This is a genomic window from Protofrankia sp. CiP3 (assembly GCF_917627345.1).
Lineage (GTDB): Bacteria > Actinomycetota > Actinomycetes > Frankiales > Frankiaceae > Protofrankia.
This window is the reverse complement of the sequence record NZ_CAKJTM010000005.1, coordinates 15,984-32,842: the sequence shown is the minus strand read 5'-3', so window position 1 is coordinate 32,842 and position 16,859 is coordinate 15,984. Positions and strand designations below refer to the sequence as shown.

Genomic DNA, 16,859 nt, shown 5'->3' with positions numbered 1-16,859 from the left:
CATCGGATACAACCTGATTGGCTGAAGGAGGCGCAATAATGGCTTTTTCCGCGCCTGTGGAGACATGGGGAGACTGGCCGCCCCGGGATGATCTGATGAGGCCGGGAAACAGCCGTAGATACTTGGCCACAAACCGGTCATGTCTGCTTTACCTGGCGTTCGGGTTTTGTTTGGCGGTCGGTTACTACCTGGTGCCGTCGCAGGGCGTGGGGCACACCGTACGGATTGTGGGCTATTGCCTGGCCAGCGCCTCGGCCGCGATAGCGGTACTCGTCGGTGTCGGTTGCTTCCGGCCCGCACCACGGCTGCCCTGGCTGCTGCTGGCCGCCAGCCAGCTCGTGTATTTGATTGCTGGTACGGCACTTTTCCCGCCATACCAGGCCGCCGGAGCAGTCGTGGGAGCCGCGCGATTCCCCATTTTTTTTAATGCGTTTTACCTGGCTCGTTATCCGCTTGCGGTGGCGGGTTTGGTCATTTTCATACGCCACCGGACTCCCGGGCGTGACCTGCCTGGCCTGCTGGACGCCGGTACCCTGGCGGTCGCCGTGGCCATGCTCTCCTGGCTGGGCCTGATTGGCCCGTATGTCCGCGGCGGATCCGGCCGACTGGCCGATGCTGCATCCTTGATCGGATATCCGGTAATGGATATCGCGCTGCTCGCGGTCGGGCTGAGGCTGTTCCTCGGGCCGGGCCGTCGGTCGCCTGCCTGCTTCCTGCTCATGGGCAACCTTTTTTTAATCATGACCGCGGACACCCTCTATGGGCTGCAACAACTGGGCGGCACCTATCGGACGGGCAACTTCCTGGATGGGATGTGGCTTGTCGCCAACGTGACGCTAGGCGCCGCGGCACTTCATCCGACGATGACGCGGCTGGCCGCACCCGCGCCCGCTGGCGAGCAGAACCTCGGTGGAGTCCGGCTGACTGTGCTGCTCACGGCGGCGCTGGCCGCTCCTGTCATGATAATGATTGAATATGCCCGTGGGGTCACCCATGACATTCCGGTTATGGCGATGGCATGCGCGCTGATGTTCCTGCTGACGATCGCTCGAATGGCGGGACTCGTCTGCGACCAGCGCCGGTTGGCGATGGTCGATTCGCTGACCGGCCTGTACACGCGCCGCTTTCTTGAGGCGGAGATGTCCATCGGGCTCACCCGGGTGCGTCGCAGCGGAGGTTTGCTGGGGCTGGTCATTATTGATGTTGATCATTTTAAGGAAATAAATGATCATCATGGTCATCCCGGAGGTGACAGGGTGCTTGCCGAGATCGGCGCTCGACTACGCGCAGCGACCCGCCCAGGCGATGTGCTTGCCCGCTATGGCGGTGAGGAGTTTGCGTTGTTGGCGTCCAATGTCGACTTGAGCGAGCTGGGAGCGCTCGCTGAACGGCTGCGTGCCCGGGTGGCAGGGAGCCCCATCGCCCTGGACGCCAACACCTTGATCTTCGCCACTGTGTCGGTGGGGGCCTGCGCCTTTCCGACGCACGTGTCGAACCAGGGCGAGCTGGTCGCAATGGCGGACGGCGCTCTGTACTCCGCCAAGGCACGGGGACGGGACCGGGTGGTGATTGCCGAGATCCCGCGGCCCACGACAGCACCTGCCGCTGACGGAACCCATGATGCCGGCGACGCTCAGAACGTCAGAGATCCTCAGGGCACCGTGGCCGAGTCCTGGTGACCGGGTCCGCTTCCCGGTAGCGGCACATGACACAACCGCCGTCCGCCGACGTAGGCCGGTGGCATCCTCTTCTGCCAGCGGCCTACGCCATCGGGGCGCTATCGCCGAGCGCGGCGTCTGCCGCGGACGATGACGACCAGCACGGCTGCCATCGCTACGCCGGTCACGGCGGCTGCCGTGGCACGGGCGGCGCGGGGGTTGTTGACGGCTTGCTGGCGCACGGCCTGCATGGTCCGCGCGGGGCGGACTGTGGATTCCCGCACCTTCTCGGCTGTTGCGGTCACGCGCGGGTTGTGGCTGACCTTCGCCGCCGTCTGGCTGGCGGCGTCCCTCACATGTTGCGCGTTTCCCGCAAGGTGCGGATTTTGCCCGACCCGGTGCACCGCCCGGCCCGCGCTGTCCTTCGCCTTCTGGGCTGTCGCCGAGGCCCTGGGAGCGAGGTCCTCGGTTGCCCCGGCAAGCCGCACCCGGGCGTCTGCCGCGCCGGTGGCCACCCGTTCCCAGGTATGGGCTATGGCGATCTTGGCATCCTCGACGGTGCGTCCCGCCACCTTTGTGGGACTCATCTTCTCGGACAGCGCGGTGAGCTCTTCGGCAAGCCGTGTTCTGGTTGCCTCGATGTCAGTATTGATCGAATTTGGATTCTCGTCCACGAGCGTCCTCCCAGCATCCTTGGGCACAGGCCGGTGAGGGACCGTCCGACAGATCTTTGACCGGATCAACGTCCATCGGAGTGGCCCTTGGTTGTGATAATCCTGATCTTCGGATTACCCTGGAATGACGCGGCTAACCGGTACGGCGTGTTTCGGAAGCCGTCGTTCGATCAGGGAGCCGCGTCCAGGTGGTTGCCGGCAAGGCCGCGGGCCACAGGGAGGTCGCACCAGGCCGATCATCGTGGCCGGACACCAACAATTGATCACCGGCGGGCCGGTCCGATTAAAAGATCAGCACCAGATCCCGTTTTCTCCGCCTCTGACGGTCGCAACGGAGGATCGCCGCTGTGAGCGGAGCGCCGCCGGGGTCAGGCCGGGTATGGCGTGGTGCCACTGTCGCCTGGCATTTCGCGAAAGATCAGCGACAGGTCGACGTCCCCGTGGAAGCTGATCAGGGCGGCCTGCGCCGGTACCAGGATCATGGCCGCGGTCAGGTCGGCCGCGGTGGCACCGGCCGCGAGGACGAGCTCATGCTCGACGACCGGGCCGTGTTGGACGGTCACTACCTCGGCAAGTGAGGTCGGTGTGGTGTTGGGTACGCCTCGGGGTTCGGGTACAAGGTCGCCGTCGGTGTCCATTTTCGGGCCTCCTCGATGAGAACCTAGCAACTTTGATCGATGCGTTTGCGGCCGACTATGTGGTCCTTTTGGCGAGCCGTTCACGGCAGCTCCACGTTGTCGCATTGGCGCCCTTTCCTACCCACCGCCCGCCGCCATGGGCCGTGGGTGACGTGAAGCATGCCTGTAAGATCACTTCGTGTCCGTACTGTGACTCCGCGATCAAATAACCATCGGCATCCCAGAGGGTTTTCGAGCATGCGACAGCATCGATATTGCTTTATAGCAAATATCTGGCGACCGGTGCGGTCAGGGGTAGGGGTATTTTCCGCCCCCCGCAATATTTGGTCGTCAGCTTCTTTTGCAGCCAAGCTGATTTATTTATTGCTTTTCTTGGCCAAGTGGCTGCCGCCGGAAGTGTTCGGGGCATGCCTGGATGCCAGGTGGATGCGTCGCGATGCGGTGCGGCGCGTGCCCCAGCCCGACGGTGGTTTCGGTGTTCCCTTCGAGCCGCGTGCGCAGGTATCTCGGTGCGCAGATAGCTCAGGAATCGATCGCGGGATGTCCGGGCAGCGCGTACACACCTGGCGCGATCAGGATCGCGAGACCGTCGTCCAGCAGTCCGCTCAGCGCCCGCTCGCGTTGTACCGGCTCGTCCCACACCGCGTCGAGGAGCCCGCGGTGTACCGGCCCTGGCGCCTCGCGCAGCACCGCGAGCAGGCGTCCGCGTACCTGTCGGTCGGTCCCGGCATAGCCCTGCGGACGCCGGGGCGGGGAATCCGCGGGCGGGTTGCCCGCCTGATGCCATCCGCATTCTTCCGCCACCGGGCAGGCAGCACAGTGGGGCGTCCGCGCGGTACAGACCAGCGCGCCGAGTTCCATGAACGCCGCACTGGCCCGGGCTGCCATCCGCGGGTCGACAGGCAGGAGCGACTCGACCAGTTGCAGGTCCCGGCGTGATGTCGCCGTCCGCTGGTCATCGTGGCCACCGACCGCACGGCTGACAAACCGCCGGACATTGACATCGATCACAGCGTGGCGCTGCTGGAAGGCGAACGCGGCAACTGCCCGAGCGGTGTAGGTACCGACTCCTGGCAGCCGCAGTAGTTCGTTCACGCTGTTGGGGATTGCTCCACCGTGTAGTTCCGTGATGGCGACGGCGGTCTGATGCAGTCGCAACGCCCGCCGCGGGTAGCCGAGCCGCCCCCACATCCGTACGGCCTCGCCGGCTGGCTCGGCGGCAAGCGCGGACGCGGCCGGCCAGCGGTCGGTCCATGCGCGCCACACGGGCAGGACCCGGTTCACCGGTGTCTGCTGAAGCATAATCTCGCTGACGAGGACCGCCCACGGGCTCACTCGCGGGTCTCGCCAGGGAAGATCCCGGGCGCACACGCTGTACCAGTCAAGGACGGCGTCCGCGAGCGCGGGCGGTGCGGCTGCTGTTTCCGGGACATGGGAACCGACTGTGAAGGATGTCATCACCACCATCCTGGCATGAGCTCGTTTCGATGATCAGCCACCCCCGGGGCCCGGCGCTTCATGAGGTGTGGGTCCCCAAATTTTCGCGGAGCGGTTGTGGGTGGGGTGTTGTGAGTTCCGTTAACGATCTCCGGTGGGAGATCGTTAACCTCAGATGGAGGTTGCCCTCGAGTCAGGGGTCCCCAAATTTTCGCGAAGCGGAAATTTGGGGTTAGACGTAGCGCTCGAGGATGCTGGACTCGGCGAGCCTGGACAGCCCCTCACGAACGGCTCTGGCGCGCGCGGCGCCGATACCCTCGACGGTCTGCAGGTCGTCCACGCCGGCCGCAAGCAGTTTCTGCAGGGTGCCGAAGTGGTCGACGAGCCGGTCCACGACCGTCCGGGGCAGTCGTGGCACCTTGGCCAGCATCCGATAGCCGCGGGGACTGATCTGGCCGTCGAGTACATCCGCGCCCCCAGGGAAGCCGAGCGTGCGGGCGAGCACGGTCAGATCCAACAAATCGGTCGGTGACATCGCGGAGAGCCGGGCGAGAATCTCGGCGGCGGTGCCCACCTTGCCTCCGGAGGGCAGATAATCGCGGACGGTGAGTTCCCGTTCGGTTTCCACCCCTGCCATCAGCTCCTCGAGCTGGAGGGACAGCAGCCGGCCGTCGGTACCGAGTTCGACGACGTAGCCTTCGATCTCATCGGCGATCCGCCGAACCATTTCCAGACGTTGGCTGACAGATATCGCGTCGCGGACGGTGACGAGATCTTCGATTTCCAGGGCGGACAGCGTGCCGGCAACCTCGTCCAGCCGCATCTTGTAGCGTTCCAGAGTCGCCAGTGCCTGGTTGGCCCGGGACAGGATGGCGGCTGAGTCATCGAGGACGTAGCGCCGGCTGGCCACATACAGTGCGATGATCCGCATCGACTGACTGACCGAGATCACCGGATACCCGCTCTGCTTGGCCACCCGTTCGGCCGTGCGGTGCCGGGTACCGGACTCCTCGGTGAAGATGGTCGGGTCAGGCACCAGGTGCACGGCTGCCCGTACGATTCGTTGCAGGTCCGACGACAGGACGATCGCGCCGTCCATCTTCGCGAGCTCGCGCAACCGGGTGGCGGAGAACTCGACGTCGAGCTCGAAGCCACCGGTACAGATGCCCTCGACCGCCTTGTCGTGCCCAAGAACGATCAGGCCGCCGGTATGGCCGCGGAGGATGCGCTCAAGCCCATCCCGGAATGGGGTTCCTGGGGCGACAGCGGCCAGTGTCGCCCGGAAGGTGTCATCCCCGGGTGGTCCTGCCATCTGGCTCCCTCGGTATCTCGGCGTTCCGCCGTGGTGATGGTATCGGGCGGGCTGCTTTGCCATGCCGTTCCCATGGCATTGTAGTTGAATATGATTTTGTAGTTAAATTTTTGGTCACTGTGATTTTCATTTATTATCACCATACATATGCTGTATTGCGCTGTTCAGGTCGCACACTTCGATCGTTGTCATGCCCTCGGGCGCCGGACCCGCGTCCGGGGGGACGAGCGCCCATCGGAAACCGAGCCGGGACGCGGCCGTCAGACGCCGGCGGACCGCGCCCACCGACCGGACCTCGCCGGCCAGGCCCACCTCGCCGACGGCGATGAGGTTCGCGGGAATGGGGCGGTCCTCAACGCTGCTGATCGTGGCCAGCGCGACGGCGAGATCGGCGGCCGGCTCGGCTAGCCGGACCCCACCGACGGTAGCCGCGTACACGTCCGATCTGCCAAGTTGGAGCCGGCCACGGCGCTCAACGACAGCGAGTATCATCGCGACCCTGGCCGAGTCCAGCCCGGAAACGGCTCGTCGCGGCACCGCCGCCGTGCAGCTTGCCACCAGCGTCTGTACCTCAGCAACCAGCGGACGGCGGCCTTCGACCGTGACCGTCACGCAGGTGCCGGCGACGCCGTCCACGGGTCCGCCGTCATGCCAGCGGGACAGGAACAGCCCGCTCGGATCCGCGATGCCGCGGATGCCACCGTCGCCCATCTCGAAGCAGCCGACCTCGTCGGAGGGGCCGAAACGGTTCTTGCTCGCCCGGACCAGGCGTAGTGACGAGTGTCGCTCGCCTTCGAAGTGCAGAACGACATCAACCAGGTGCTCCAGCAGCCGCGGTCCGGCGACCGCGCCATCCTTGGTCACGTGGCCGACGATCACACATGCCATGTTCAGTGCCTTTGCCGCGCGGATCAGTGCCGCGGTGACTTCGCGGACCTGGGTGACCCCGCCGGCTGCCCCTTCAGCGGTGGCGGTGGTGATGGTCTGTACCGAGTCGACGACCAGAAGTTCGGGACGAACTTCGTCGACGTGGGTGAGCAGAGCCTCCAGGTCGGTCTCCGCGGCGACCCACAGATCGGGGTGTACCGCTCCCGTCCGCCCGGCACGCAGCCGGACCTGAGCCGTTGACTCCTCGCCGGTGACCACGAGCGCCCGAGCGCCCGATGCGGCACTGCGCGCCGCGACCTCAAGCAGCAACGTGGACTTACCGACACCCGGCTCCCCGGCCAGCAGGACGACCGCTCCGGGAACGAGGCCGCCACCGAGTACTCGATCGAGTTCGGTGACCCCGGTGGGCCGGCTGTGAGCCGTCGTGATGTCAACCGCGGACATGGGGCACGCGGGGGCCGTGATCGTCGCGGTCACCCGGGCGAGGCCACGCCCGCCCGACCGATGGGTTGAGCGGACCGCGGGAGCCTGGGCCTCGATTGTCCCCCAGGCGTTGCAGCGTGGGCACCGGCCTACCCATTTGACCGACTCCGTACCGCACCCACTGCACCGGAAACCGCCCGATGCCGCTCGGGAGCTGGACGTGCCCGATGTGTTCGGGCGGGGAACGGGAGGCCGGGATGACATGGCCCGCACCGTATCGGGGCGGTCCGACAACCACCATGGGGCAGTTGCCGAGCCGCCCTGTCAGGCTGCCGACCGATGTCAGTCGGCCGACGTCGGCCGGACCGGCATCGTCGGCGGTGACCGAACGGCGCTGGCCAGTGGCCGATCGCGTGTTCTCCGGCTGCCAGACGATCAGCCGGTGGCGCCGGCCGGGTGTGTCGTGCCGGCGGTCGGGCTACTGGTTGCGGAAGCGGGAACGGAAGCGGTCGGACTGCTGGTCACCGATCGCGCGGACGGCGTCGGGAGCGATGTCGCTGGCGCTGCGGACGCTCCCGGAGCGGGTGGTTCCACCGGGACGGCGAGGGTGATGCTGCCGGCCTTGGCAAAGGTGAACGTGACCGCGATCGCCTGCCCGACGAGCAGGTCGCGGTTCAGCCCGGTCAGCGTGGGAGCATTACCGTCGGCGATATAGATGTTGCTACCGCCTGGTTCGAGGACGGCTCTCTTCGGGGCCTGGCCGCCTTTCGCAGCCGGCGACGCGACCTGAACGATCTGGTCGTCCTCGGCTCCGCCGTTGAAGAACGCGGACACGACCTGGGCCTTCTCGCCTGAGGCCGCTGGTCCGGCCACGTAGACATTACGCAACGAGATGGTGCCGATGGCACCGGAGACTGTGTTCGTCGTCGTGCGCGCCTGCGCCGTCACCGCGTCATTACCTGCCGCACACGACGTCAGTGCGACCGTGCCGATCAGCGATGCGGCGGCGAACAGCGAGACGGTCGCGGTACGCACACCCGGACGGTGGCTCACGGCTCGGCTGCTCCTCCGTGCGGTACCGACGGTCATCTTGTCGGTACTGATTGACCCTGCCGCCGGACTGGCGGACGGCTTGTGGCTGGCTCCACCCGAAGACTCACATACCCGACGGGTTCGACCGCGGAGCACAGCCTAGTGCAGCGGCGGCGGCACGGGCCCGGACTCTGCGCGTGGCGGCCGGTGGTCCGTGATAATGATCACCTGGTGGTGCTCGGTCAGCGGAGCGGAAGGGCTCCGAGCCAGCCCTCCAGGCGGTCGCCGGGAGCGAAGACGCGAGGTGGCTGTACCAGCCGGCCGTCCGCGGCGACAAGGAGCAGCGTCGGCTGTTGGGGATCCGCACCGACCAGGCGGGCAAGGGATCCGTCCGGGTCGCCGAAGCCGAGGGCACGCCCGCCCGCGGCCTCGGGCGCGCGGGTGAGCTCATTCAGAGCTGGGCTGTCCGCTTCCGGGGCGAGCAGATAGGTCGGCACCGGATTGCCCTCATGGGCTTGGCCCACGATGTCGTGGACGGCTTTTGCGCAGTCGCAGGCCGTTGGCAGCAGCACGATCAGCGCCGGTCGAAGATCGGAAGCGACGCGCGACCCGTGCGCGGCGCGGAGCGTGATGTCGGGCAGCACGCTTCCGACGGCACCCAGCTGCGCAGTTGTGGCCGCGAGCGGGAGCGGGCGGGCGGGCGCGGGCGGGCGCGGATGAGCGAGGACGAGCGGCACCATGGCGCCGAGCGCGCTGATGATTATGAGAAGTACCGCGATGATCACACTTGGGGTGGGGCGTGACCGGTGAGCCGGTCGGTCGGCCGGTGCGGGGCGCAGGCCTGGAAGGATCTTGCTGATGAGCTCCCGGCGCCGCAGCGACTGTAGTTCGGCGTGGTAAGCGGCGACGTCGTCGGCCAGCTCGCTGATGTCGTCCGGGATGTGGATGTCGTCCGGGACATCGCCTGGGACGTCGCCTGGGACGTCGTCACGGTGCCCGTTCCGGGGGCGGGGATGACGGTCATCACGGCCGGGCCCGTTGCCCTCGTCGTCCCCGGCGGCGGGCGGCGGCGGTGTGAGGTGCACCCGTCCATCGTGGCCGATGGACGGCCCATCTGCCGGGTGGTATAGGAAGACTAGTGACCAAAGGTCGCGCGATCGTGGTTCCTTCCGCGTGGACGAAGGTCCGCGCGAGCTTGGGTGAGAAGTCATGGATCGGGCGTGGTGGAACGGCAGCCGTACGCCACGGCAGCACGGCGCTGCCGGCGGTCCACGTGGGTCATCGGCGTCATGGGGGTAGCGAGAGGCACAGTAAGGACATCTGGGCAGGCTGCCCGTGTCGGCGGCCTTTGCCTGTTTCGCCTGGTCCGGAGCGTCGCGGACCCGTTGGCGGCACGTCACCGAGGCGCCTAGGCGGGCCAGCCACGGCCTGCCTTACAAGCATGCGTCTGACCTGGGTCGATGCATGCGTGTTACTCTGGTGAAGGCGGAAGGGGCACTTGACACATGGCGTTCCAAGTCGGCGAGACCGTTGTTTACCCACATCATGGTGCTGCTCTCATCGACGCGATTGAAACACGCGTCATCAAGGGCGAGGAAAGGCTCTATCTCGTACTCAAGGTTGCTCAGGGTGACCTGACCGTGCGCGTCCCAGCGGACAACGTTGCGATGGTCGGCGTCCGTGACGTGGTCGGTCAGGACGGTCTCGAGCGCGTATTCGAGGTTCTACGGGCTCCGCACACCGAGGAGCCAACCAACTGGTCACGGCGGTACAAGGCAAATCTTGAAAAGCTCGCGTCCGGCGATGTGAACAAGGTTGCCGAGGTGGTTCGCGACCTCTGGCGTCGTGATCGCGAAAGGGGGCTGTCCGCAGGTGAGAAGCGCATGCTGAGCAAAGCGCGACAAATCTTGGTCAGTGAGCTCGCACTCGCGGAAGGCACAAATGAGGACAAAGCCGAGGCCATGCTCGACGAGGTCTTGGCAGGTTAGCCGGCGGCAGGTAACGCGGATATCCAGACGTCCCCAGTCCTTTTGACACGTAATGCGTATGTCTGACCGTGTAGCCGCGGTCGTTCCGGCAGCTGGCCGCGGCGAACGTCTTGGCGGTGCCGTACCCAAGGCACTTCGTGGATTGGCCGGTCGTTCCCTCGTGCAGCATGCGGTCGATTCACTGATGTCCGCGACCTTGGTGAACCAGGTGGTCGTCGCCGCGCCGGCCACGGAGCTGGAAACATTTGTCGCCCTGCTTGGGCCTGACGTACATGTGATTGCCGGTGGCGCGGAGCGCATCGATTCCGTGCGGGCAGCCATCTCCGTTCTTGATGAGACGGTGGGGGTGGTCTTGGTGCACGACGCGGCTCGTCCATTGACGCCCCCCGCGCTTGTTGACGCGGTCGCCGCCGCGGTGCTGAGTGGGGCGCCAGCAGTGATCCCCGTACTCGCGATAAATGATACGATCAAGCAGGTTGATGGAGCGGGCCGGGTTACGCGGACGCTTCCGCGTGATGTTCTGCGCGCTGTGCAGACACCGCAGGGATTCCGTAGGGATGTGCTGGACGAGGCCTATCGGTTCGGCGGGACAGCAGCGGACGGGGTGGCGATTACGGACGATGCCGGGCTGGTTGAGGCGCTCGGCGTCCCCGTGACGACCGTTCCCGGTGCCCAGGAGGCTTTCAAGGTGACCCGACCGGTCGATCTGCTTTTTGCCGAGGCGCTGCTTGCGCGTCGTGACTAGACCCTCGGGCCGCTGGGTGCACGGAAAGAGACATAGTCACTTGATTTTTGGCCGACTGATCCCCGTGGCTCTGGGCGCGCGAAAAAGATCATAGTTGTATGCCCCGGGGTTCTGGCCGGATTCGGGGTTCCGTACCGCCCGACCAGCGTGGCGCTGCCTGCCGGTGCGCAGCCGCGGCCAGCGCGCCGCACGAGGGCGCTGATGTTGTTCCTGTGAGGTGAGGAAGTTGTCGCTGCCCGGACTTCCCCGGGTGGGTGTCGGCGTGGACGTCCACCCGTTCGCGGCCGGCCGCCCGTGCTGGGTGGCGGGTATTTTCTGGCCGGACGAAACCGGCCTTGCCGGGCATTCGGATGGTGATGTCGCGGCACACGCGTCCTGTGACGCGTTGTTGACCGCGTCCGGACTCGGCGATCTAGGTTCGATCTTCGGCACCGGCCGGCCGGAATGGGCCGGGGCGGCGGGGGTCACCCTGCTCACCGAAACGGCGAGGTTGCTGGCTGAGGCGGGCTGGACGATCGGGAACGTCGCCGTGCAGATCGTGGGGAACCGGCCCCGGATGGCCGCACGGCGCGCCGAGGCCGAGGAAACCCTGACGGCCGCGGTCGGCGCGCCGGTGAGCCTGTCCGCAACCACCACTGACGGCCTTGGGTTTACTGGGCGCGGTGAAGGTCTTGCGGCGATCGCCACCGCATTGGTTGCCCGCGGCTGATCAGTGCGTGTCCCATCCACGAGGTTGATCATGCCTGGTTGGCATGAGAGCTGCTGACTGCCACCGCGAATGAGAGGCTGAGAACGCGACGGGACCCGGCGGAGGAGCTTGATGTCGCTATATCTACCCGAAAAGGTCAAGGATCTTGCGGATATCGCGATCTACGTGACGCTCGCAACGATCCGTCCCGACGGGTCTCCGCGGATGACAGTGCTGTGGGTCGCACGCGATGGCGATGACTTGCTGTTGTCCACGGTCCGGGGCCGCGCCAAGGAGCGTGATATCGCGCGAGATCCGCGGGTGGGGATCATGTTTCTCGACCAGCGGGACCCCTACGGATACGTCGAGATCCGCGGCCGGGCAACCCTGACCGAAGAGGGCGGTCGCGAGCTTATCGACGCACTCGCGGTGAAATACACCGGTGACGAGACCTATCAGTGGGACGGGCCGGACGCGGTCCGGGTGGTCATTCGCGTAACCCCTGAGCGGCTGCTCACCACCGGGTGAGACTTCCATGTCGAGGCGCCGGGAGCTTCGGCTCTCGCGGTGCTCCGTGCTGCTCCGTGGTGGATCACTTGCGCATTGATGTGTTGTTTGTCACAAATTGTTTTGGGCTGTGTACGAAGCCAAGCCGGGTTTTTGATCGGGGGTGCGGACGTACGAACGGGAGTCGCGCCGTACGCTTGACGGATGGGACTCCACATCTACGACACGCGCACCCGGCGCATACGGCCGTTTGAGCCGTTGCACCCCGGTCATGTGGGCGTGTACGTCTGTGGGCCCACCGTCCAGTCCGCGCCGCATGTCGGGCATGTACGTACCGCGGTCGCCTTCGATGTACTGCGCCGCTGGCTCACCGCGTCCGGGCTTGATGTGACCTTTGTCCAGAACATCACTGACATCGATGACAAGATCATAGTTAACGCGGACCGGGCCGGCGAGAGCGTGTGGGAGCTCGCCACCCGCCAGACGCGGGCCTTCGATGACGCATACCGTGTTCTCGGTGTGCTGCCGGCCACGATTCAGCCTCGGGCGACCGGCCATATCCCGGAGATGCTGGCGCTCATCGCCAGACTGTTGGATGTCGGCTGCGCTTACGTGAGCGCCGGGTCGGTCTGGTTCCGGGTCGCTCGCTTCGCCGGTTATGGACAGTTGTCGAATCAACGTCCGGACGCCATGCAGGCGTCATCGGAGAGTGAATCAGGGAAGGCCGACCCTCGTGACTTCGCGCTCTGGAAGGGCGCGAAGCCGGGTGAGCCGTTCTGGGAGTCACCCTGGGGGCGAGGCCGTCCAGGTTGGCATATCGAGTGCTCAGCCATGGCGGGCAAGTATCTCGGCGAGATTTTCGACATCCACGGTGGCGGTCTTGACCTCGTCTTTCCGCACCACGAAAATGAGCGCGCCCAGTCGGTCTGCGCCATGGGCACGGGCCGGCAGCCTGCCGTGGCCGGCACAGCTGAGATGGCCCGTTACTGGATGCATGTCGGCCTGCTGACGACCCGCGGTACCAAGATGTCGAAGTCACTGGGCAACTCGTTTCTGGTCGCCGATGCGCTTGACCAGGTCAGACCGCAGGTGCTGCGTTACCACCTGCTCGGCGCGCACTATCGCTCATCGCTGGAATACGGCCAGGAAGGGCTGGCCGAGTCGGCCGCGGCCCATGACCGGGTCGAGACCTTTGTTCGCAATGCCCTGGACATCCTGGGTGGGCCCGACGAGGCCGCGGCACTTGCGGCTGAATGCGCCGTCGGGGCACAGCGCGTGCTTGATGGTCATGCCGGGCCGCTGGCGGCCGACACCGCGGCCGGGGGCGCTCCGGTGGACGCGGCCATGGTTGGGAACCCGGCGCAGGCCTGGCGTGCCTTCGCGGTTGCGCTCGACGACGACCTCGCGGTCTCCCGGGCGCTGGCGGTCCTGTTCGGCGCTGTCGGGCGCGGGAACCAGGTGCTGTCCAAGACGCGAAGCCGGGAGCTTGCCGGCTGGGTCGACGTCGTGCGCCGGATGCTCGCGGTCCTTGGGCTTGATCCGATCGGGCAGTGGCCCACGGCCGGTTCCGAACTGCGACCTGCGCTGGACGGGGTCATGGAGATTGTCCTCGATCTGCGGTCGGCCGCGCGTGCCCGGCGGGACTACGCCGAGGCGGATGGGATCCGAGCCCGGCTCGCGGCTGGGGGCATAGTGGTTGAGGACACTCCGGAGGGGCAACGCTGGCATCTGGCGTGAGCCAGCGCTCCCGCCGACGGCACCGGAAGAAGCACGATGATTGCGCCGTCGGCGGCTGGGGCAGAGCCCGGAAGCGGCTATCGAGCGAGCATGCGGATCGTGATCCGCGTCCAGGCGCCGAGGTAGACTCGGTCGCCGTTGCGCAGCGGTACCGGCTGGCCGGGCGGGATCGGATTCGGTTCGTCGTTGATCCGGGTACCGTTCGTCGATCCAGGGTCGAGTACGGCGTACCCACCGTCCGCCATCAGCTGGAGCATGGCGTGCGCGCGGGAGATACCCGGATCCTCCGGTGTGCCGGACAGGTCGATCTCCGGATGGATGCCGCGGGACTCGCTGCGTCGCCCGATCAGCAGCCGGGGGCCGCTGAGGGTGAAGACCCGCCGTGGGTAGACCGTGGGGAACGGGACACGGTGGTCATCGCCACTGTCGTAGTACTCGCGCTCGGCTTCGACAAGCACGTCCCAGCCGGTCTGCACCGCTCCCCGGTCCGGTGTGCCGGGGCGTTCCCGCAGGACCAGATCGAATCCGCACACCTCGCAGAACCGCGTACCCGGCTCGTGCGGATTGTGACAGCTCGGGCAGGCGGCGTCATAGCCGTCGCCGGCCTCTCGGGACGGTGGTCGTGCGGGCACATGCTGGTTGGGACGTGGGCGGTGGTAGTCGGGCGGTGCTGTTATCGGGCCGCGTGGAACGGCGCTCGCACGGTCCAGACCGAACGGATCATCCCCGCCGCTGGGAGCGGGGTGGCTGGGTGCGTACGGGTCGGCGCGGTTCCTGTCATACCCCCATGGCTCGCCTCTGCGCGGTTCGTCACGTGGGTCGCGGCGTGGGTCGTCGCGGGGGTCGCGGTAGGGAGCTGCCTGGTAGCCGCTCGCGTCATAGCCACCGGGGGAGTACCCGCCCGGCGGGTAGGCATCCCGGCCGTAGCCGTCCGGCGTATACCCGTCCCGTGGGTAGTTTTCCGCGGCGGGGGCGTACCCGTCCGAGGAATAGCCGTTGGGGTCGTACCGGTCGGCTGGGTAGCCCTCCGGCGGGTAGCCATCGGGCGGATACCCGTTCGGTGGGTAGCCGTCCTGAGCGTATGACTCGGCATCTGACGGCGCGCCATGGTCTGGGAACGGCCGGGACGTACCAACCCGCTTGGTATCCGGTGGGCGGCGGATACCAAGCGGATCAGCCGGGTCAACCCTGGCTCGCCCCGCCCCGGACGGGTCCACCGGCCGCCGACCGTATGAGTCCACGGCGGACTGTTCCGGCTGCCGCGGTCGCTGGCGACCCGACCCGGTTTCGTCTTCCGATGGGAGGACGTAGGGCTCCTGGCCGGCTACAATCCGCATACCGCATTGATCGCAGTAGTCGGGAGCTAGCGACAGGTGCCCGTCTGGGCAGCGTGCACTCACCTGATCACCTGTTTACCCTGACGGTCCTGGTCAGCTGCGGGTCAAGGACCATTTCGTCAATGGTGTCGACGTTCCGTTTCAGTCGAACCGTACCTGTGCTCGGGCCCTTGATGCTGACCATGTTCCGAAGTAGACGGTATGTGGCCTCGTTGTCGGACTGATGGGCAAGCTGTGCGTTTTGGCCACGTTTGATGGTAGCGGCTCCGTCGTCACCCGCACACCGGGCCCGGAATTCTTCACGGTGGAGCTGGGCGGGTTCGGCCTGGCTCTCTTCCGCCGGATTGGTCACTGGGAGGTGTCGTGTCGATGCGTGCGGCCACAACGGTGATGTTGTCGTGGCCGCCGCGGTCAATGGCGTGCTTGGTGAGGTGGCGGCCAACCGTGATCGCGGCGGTAGTTGGCGCGAGTTCGCCGACCACCGCCGCCATGTCCTCGGGCCGGGACAGGTAGTTCCACAACCCGTCCGTACACACCAGCACCGTGGCGGGCAACGACAGGGGAACCACACGGACATGTGCGGTCACGTCCCCGGCGTCGGCGCCGAGCCAGCGGGTAAGCGTATGGGCTCGGCGGTCGGTCTCGACCGCCGAGGCGGGGATCAGCCCCGCGCGTGCGGCCTCCGCCGCCCAGGTGTCGTCCTCACTCAGCCGTTCGAACCGATGTGGGCTGAGCAGGTATACCCGGCTGTCCCCGATCCAGCCCACGGTGACGCTGCCGCCGCCATCGCTGGTACGGGTGATGACAGCTGCGGCAAACGTGCACGACGGTGCGATGCGTCCATCGATGACCGGCGCCCGGGTGACGGCCGCCTGCGCGGCCGCGACAGCGGCGTGGATCGCGTTCTGGGCATCGTCCGGGGAGAAGACGTACCGGGGAAAATCGTTCGTGACCGCGGTAGGCGGCGTCGTTGGAATGTCCGAGGCCGGCCACTGAAGACCGTCGGACTCGAGACCGCCGTAGGGATCGCGGTAGCCGGGCTCGTCGTCCTCCCCGCTGATGTCTGCGTAGCCGGCCATCCCGGCCATCCTGGCTGGATCCCGGTGGTCCGGATCTTCATCCGGCGACCTGAGACAGGCGATGCCGCGTTCGCCGGACCCCGGGAGAACCACCGGTCCTGAGCCGGCGCCCGCCGGCCCCGATGCCAGCGGACCCGGCAACCAGGGTTCCGCCACCGCGGGACGGGTCGCCTCGCCCGGCTGACCGCGCGTGGCGGACGAGCCGCGGACCGCTTCGGCGAGGACCGCGGTCGCGGCCGCGGCCGCGGCTCGCGCCGCGGGTCCTGACCCGGGTGTGCTCGACACACCGTCGCAGACGACGGCGATCAGGGTGGAGCCGACCATGGCGATACCCATGGCGTCCTCATTGGTGGTATGTCGGACTCCCCGGTCACAGACGCCGGCGATGAGGCCAAGGTCGATCTCTCGGTGATCTGCGTCACCTGTCTCCGGCGGCATCTCGGCCCGCGGCGGCATGCCGCATGTTTCGCAGCGGTGGTCATCCGAGTAGGCCGGGTTCGTGCACACCGGGCAAGGCCCCCGTTCTGGTCGGTTCCGTACCTCTTCGTCCCCGGCGTACGGATGATCAAATTCTGTGGTCATGCCACGCGGCCTGTCGGTGAACCGCTGATCGGCGGGAATCGTGCCGGGGTCTGGTCGATCATTTCGATCAGGATCCCTTCGGCGGCGGACATCTTGGCGGCCCCGTATGGCTTAGAGCACCCGGCAACAGGGCT

The 16,859-nt window shown here is 66.7% G+C and carries 15 protein-coding genes and 1 pseudogene; 6 read left to right on the top strand and 10 right to left on the bottom strand.

Features of this window, described 5'->3' with window-relative positions; genetic code table 11:
* Nucleotides 1–170: 170 nt before the first annotated feature.
* Entirely contained in the window at nt 171–1,679 is a 1,509-nt protein-coding gene (locus MJ797_RS03035) for a diguanylate cyclase (protein WP_239331606.1), read from the top strand.
* Nucleotides 1,680–1,777: 98 nt separating this feature from the next.
* Here MJ797_RS03035 and MJ797_RS03030 read toward each other — a convergent pair whose 3' ends face one another.
* The 7 genes from MJ797_RS03030 to MJ797_RS03000 all read right to left on the bottom strand — a co-directional run bounded on the left by MJ797_RS03030 (nt 1,778) and on the right by MJ797_RS03000 (nt 9,147).
* The gene (locus tag MJ797_RS03030) at nt 1,778–2,332 is read right to left on the bottom strand and encodes a DUF3618 domain-containing protein (RefSeq protein WP_239331604.1); all 555 of its coding nucleotides are present in this window, start codon (nt 2,330–2,332) and stop codon (nt 1,778–1,780) included.
* Nucleotides 2,333–2,700: 368 nt separating this feature from the next.
* Nucleotides 2,701–2,970: a hypothetical protein gene (locus tag MJ797_RS03025; RefSeq protein ID WP_239331602.1), complete on the bottom strand. Its 270-nt coding sequence runs from the start codon at nt 2,968–2,970 to the stop codon at nt 2,701–2,703.
* A 522-nt stretch (nt 2,971–3,492) separates the two neighbouring features.
* Nucleotides 3,493–4,428 (bottom strand): A/G-specific adenine glycosylase, encoded by a 936-nt coding sequence (locus MJ797_RS03020; RefSeq protein ID WP_239331600.1) that lies wholly within the window; start codon nt 4,426–4,428, stop codon nt 3,493–3,495.
* Between the two features lie 211 nt (nt 4,429–4,639).
* Nucleotides 4,640–5,719, bottom strand: coding sequence for a DNA integrity scanning diadenylate cyclase DisA (gene disA / locus MJ797_RS03015; protein WP_239331598.1), 1,080 nt, complete (start codon nt 5,717–5,719; stop codon nt 4,640–4,642).
* A gap of 126 nt (nt 5,720–5,845) precedes the next feature.
* Nucleotides 5,846–7,294, bottom strand: a complete 1,449-nt coding sequence (gene radA, locus MJ797_RS03010; RefSeq protein WP_239331596.1) for a DNA repair protein RadA — start codon at nt 7,292–7,294, stop codon at nt 5,846–5,848.
* A 171-nt stretch (nt 7,295–7,465) separates the two neighbouring features.
* Nucleotides 7,466–8,083, bottom strand: coding sequence for a copper chaperone PCu(A)C (locus tag MJ797_RS03005; RefSeq protein ID WP_239331594.1), 618 nt, complete (start codon nt 8,081–8,083; stop codon nt 7,466–7,468).
* A gap of 221 nt (nt 8,084–8,304) precedes the next feature.
* Nucleotides 8,305–9,147 (bottom strand): hypothetical protein, encoded by an 843-nt coding sequence (locus tag MJ797_RS03000; protein WP_239331592.1) that lies wholly within the window; start codon nt 9,145–9,147, stop codon nt 8,305–8,307.
* A 420-nt stretch (nt 9,148–9,567) separates the two neighbouring features.
* Between MJ797_RS03000 and MJ797_RS02995 the strand changes: the two genes are divergently transcribed.
* The 5 genes from MJ797_RS02995 (at nt 9,568) to cysS (ending at nt 13,727) form a co-directional block, all read left to right on the top strand.
* Nucleotides 9,568–10,050, top strand: a complete 483-nt coding sequence (locus MJ797_RS02995; RefSeq protein WP_239311227.1) for a CarD family transcriptional regulator — start codon at nt 9,568–9,570, stop codon at nt 10,048–10,050.
* Between the two features lie 58 nt (nt 10,051–10,108).
* Nucleotides 10,109–10,795, top strand: a complete 687-nt coding sequence (gene ispD / locus MJ797_RS02990; RefSeq protein ID WP_239331590.1) for a 2-C-methyl-D-erythritol 4-phosphate cytidylyltransferase — start codon at nt 10,109–10,111, stop codon at nt 10,793–10,795.
* A 226-nt stretch (nt 10,796–11,021) separates the two neighbouring features.
* Nucleotides 11,022–11,504: a 2-C-methyl-D-erythritol 2,4-cyclodiphosphate synthase gene (ispF, locus tag MJ797_RS02985; RefSeq protein ID WP_239331588.1), complete on the top strand. Its 483-nt coding sequence runs from the start codon at nt 11,022–11,024 to the stop codon at nt 11,502–11,504.
* Between the two features lie 111 nt (nt 11,505–11,615).
* Nucleotides 11,616–12,011, top strand: coding sequence for a PPOX class F420-dependent oxidoreductase (locus tag MJ797_RS02980; RefSeq protein WP_239331586.1), 396 nt, complete (start codon nt 11,616–11,618; stop codon nt 12,009–12,011).
* 183 nt (nt 12,012–12,194) lie between these two features.
* On the top strand, nt 12,195–13,727 hold the full coding sequence (gene cysS, locus MJ797_RS02975; protein WP_239331584.1) for a cysteine--tRNA ligase: 1,533 nt from the start codon (nt 12,195–12,197) through the stop codon (nt 13,725–13,727).
* 77 nt (nt 13,728–13,804) lie between these two features.
* Here cysS and MJ797_RS02970 read toward each other — a convergent pair whose 3' ends face one another.
* The 3 genes and pseudogenes from MJ797_RS02970 to MJ797_RS02960 all read right to left on the bottom strand — a co-directional run.
* Complete coding sequence (locus MJ797_RS02970; RefSeq protein WP_239331582.1) at nt 13,805–14,968, bottom strand: FHA domain-containing protein; 1,164 nt, start codon at nt 14,966–14,968, stop codon at nt 13,805–13,807.
* Between the two features lie 163 nt (nt 14,969–15,131).
* A complete protein-coding gene (locus MJ797_RS26910) occupies nt 15,132–15,416 on the bottom strand; it encodes a hypothetical protein (protein WP_255738206.1) in 285 nt (94 codons plus the stop codon).
* Between the two features lie 10 nt (nt 15,417–15,426).
* Nucleotides 15,427–16,443: pseudogene (locus tag MJ797_RS02960) on the bottom strand (PP2C family serine/threonine-protein phosphatase); the annotation flags it as partial.
* Between the last annotated feature and the right edge of the window lie 416 nt (nt 16,444–16,859).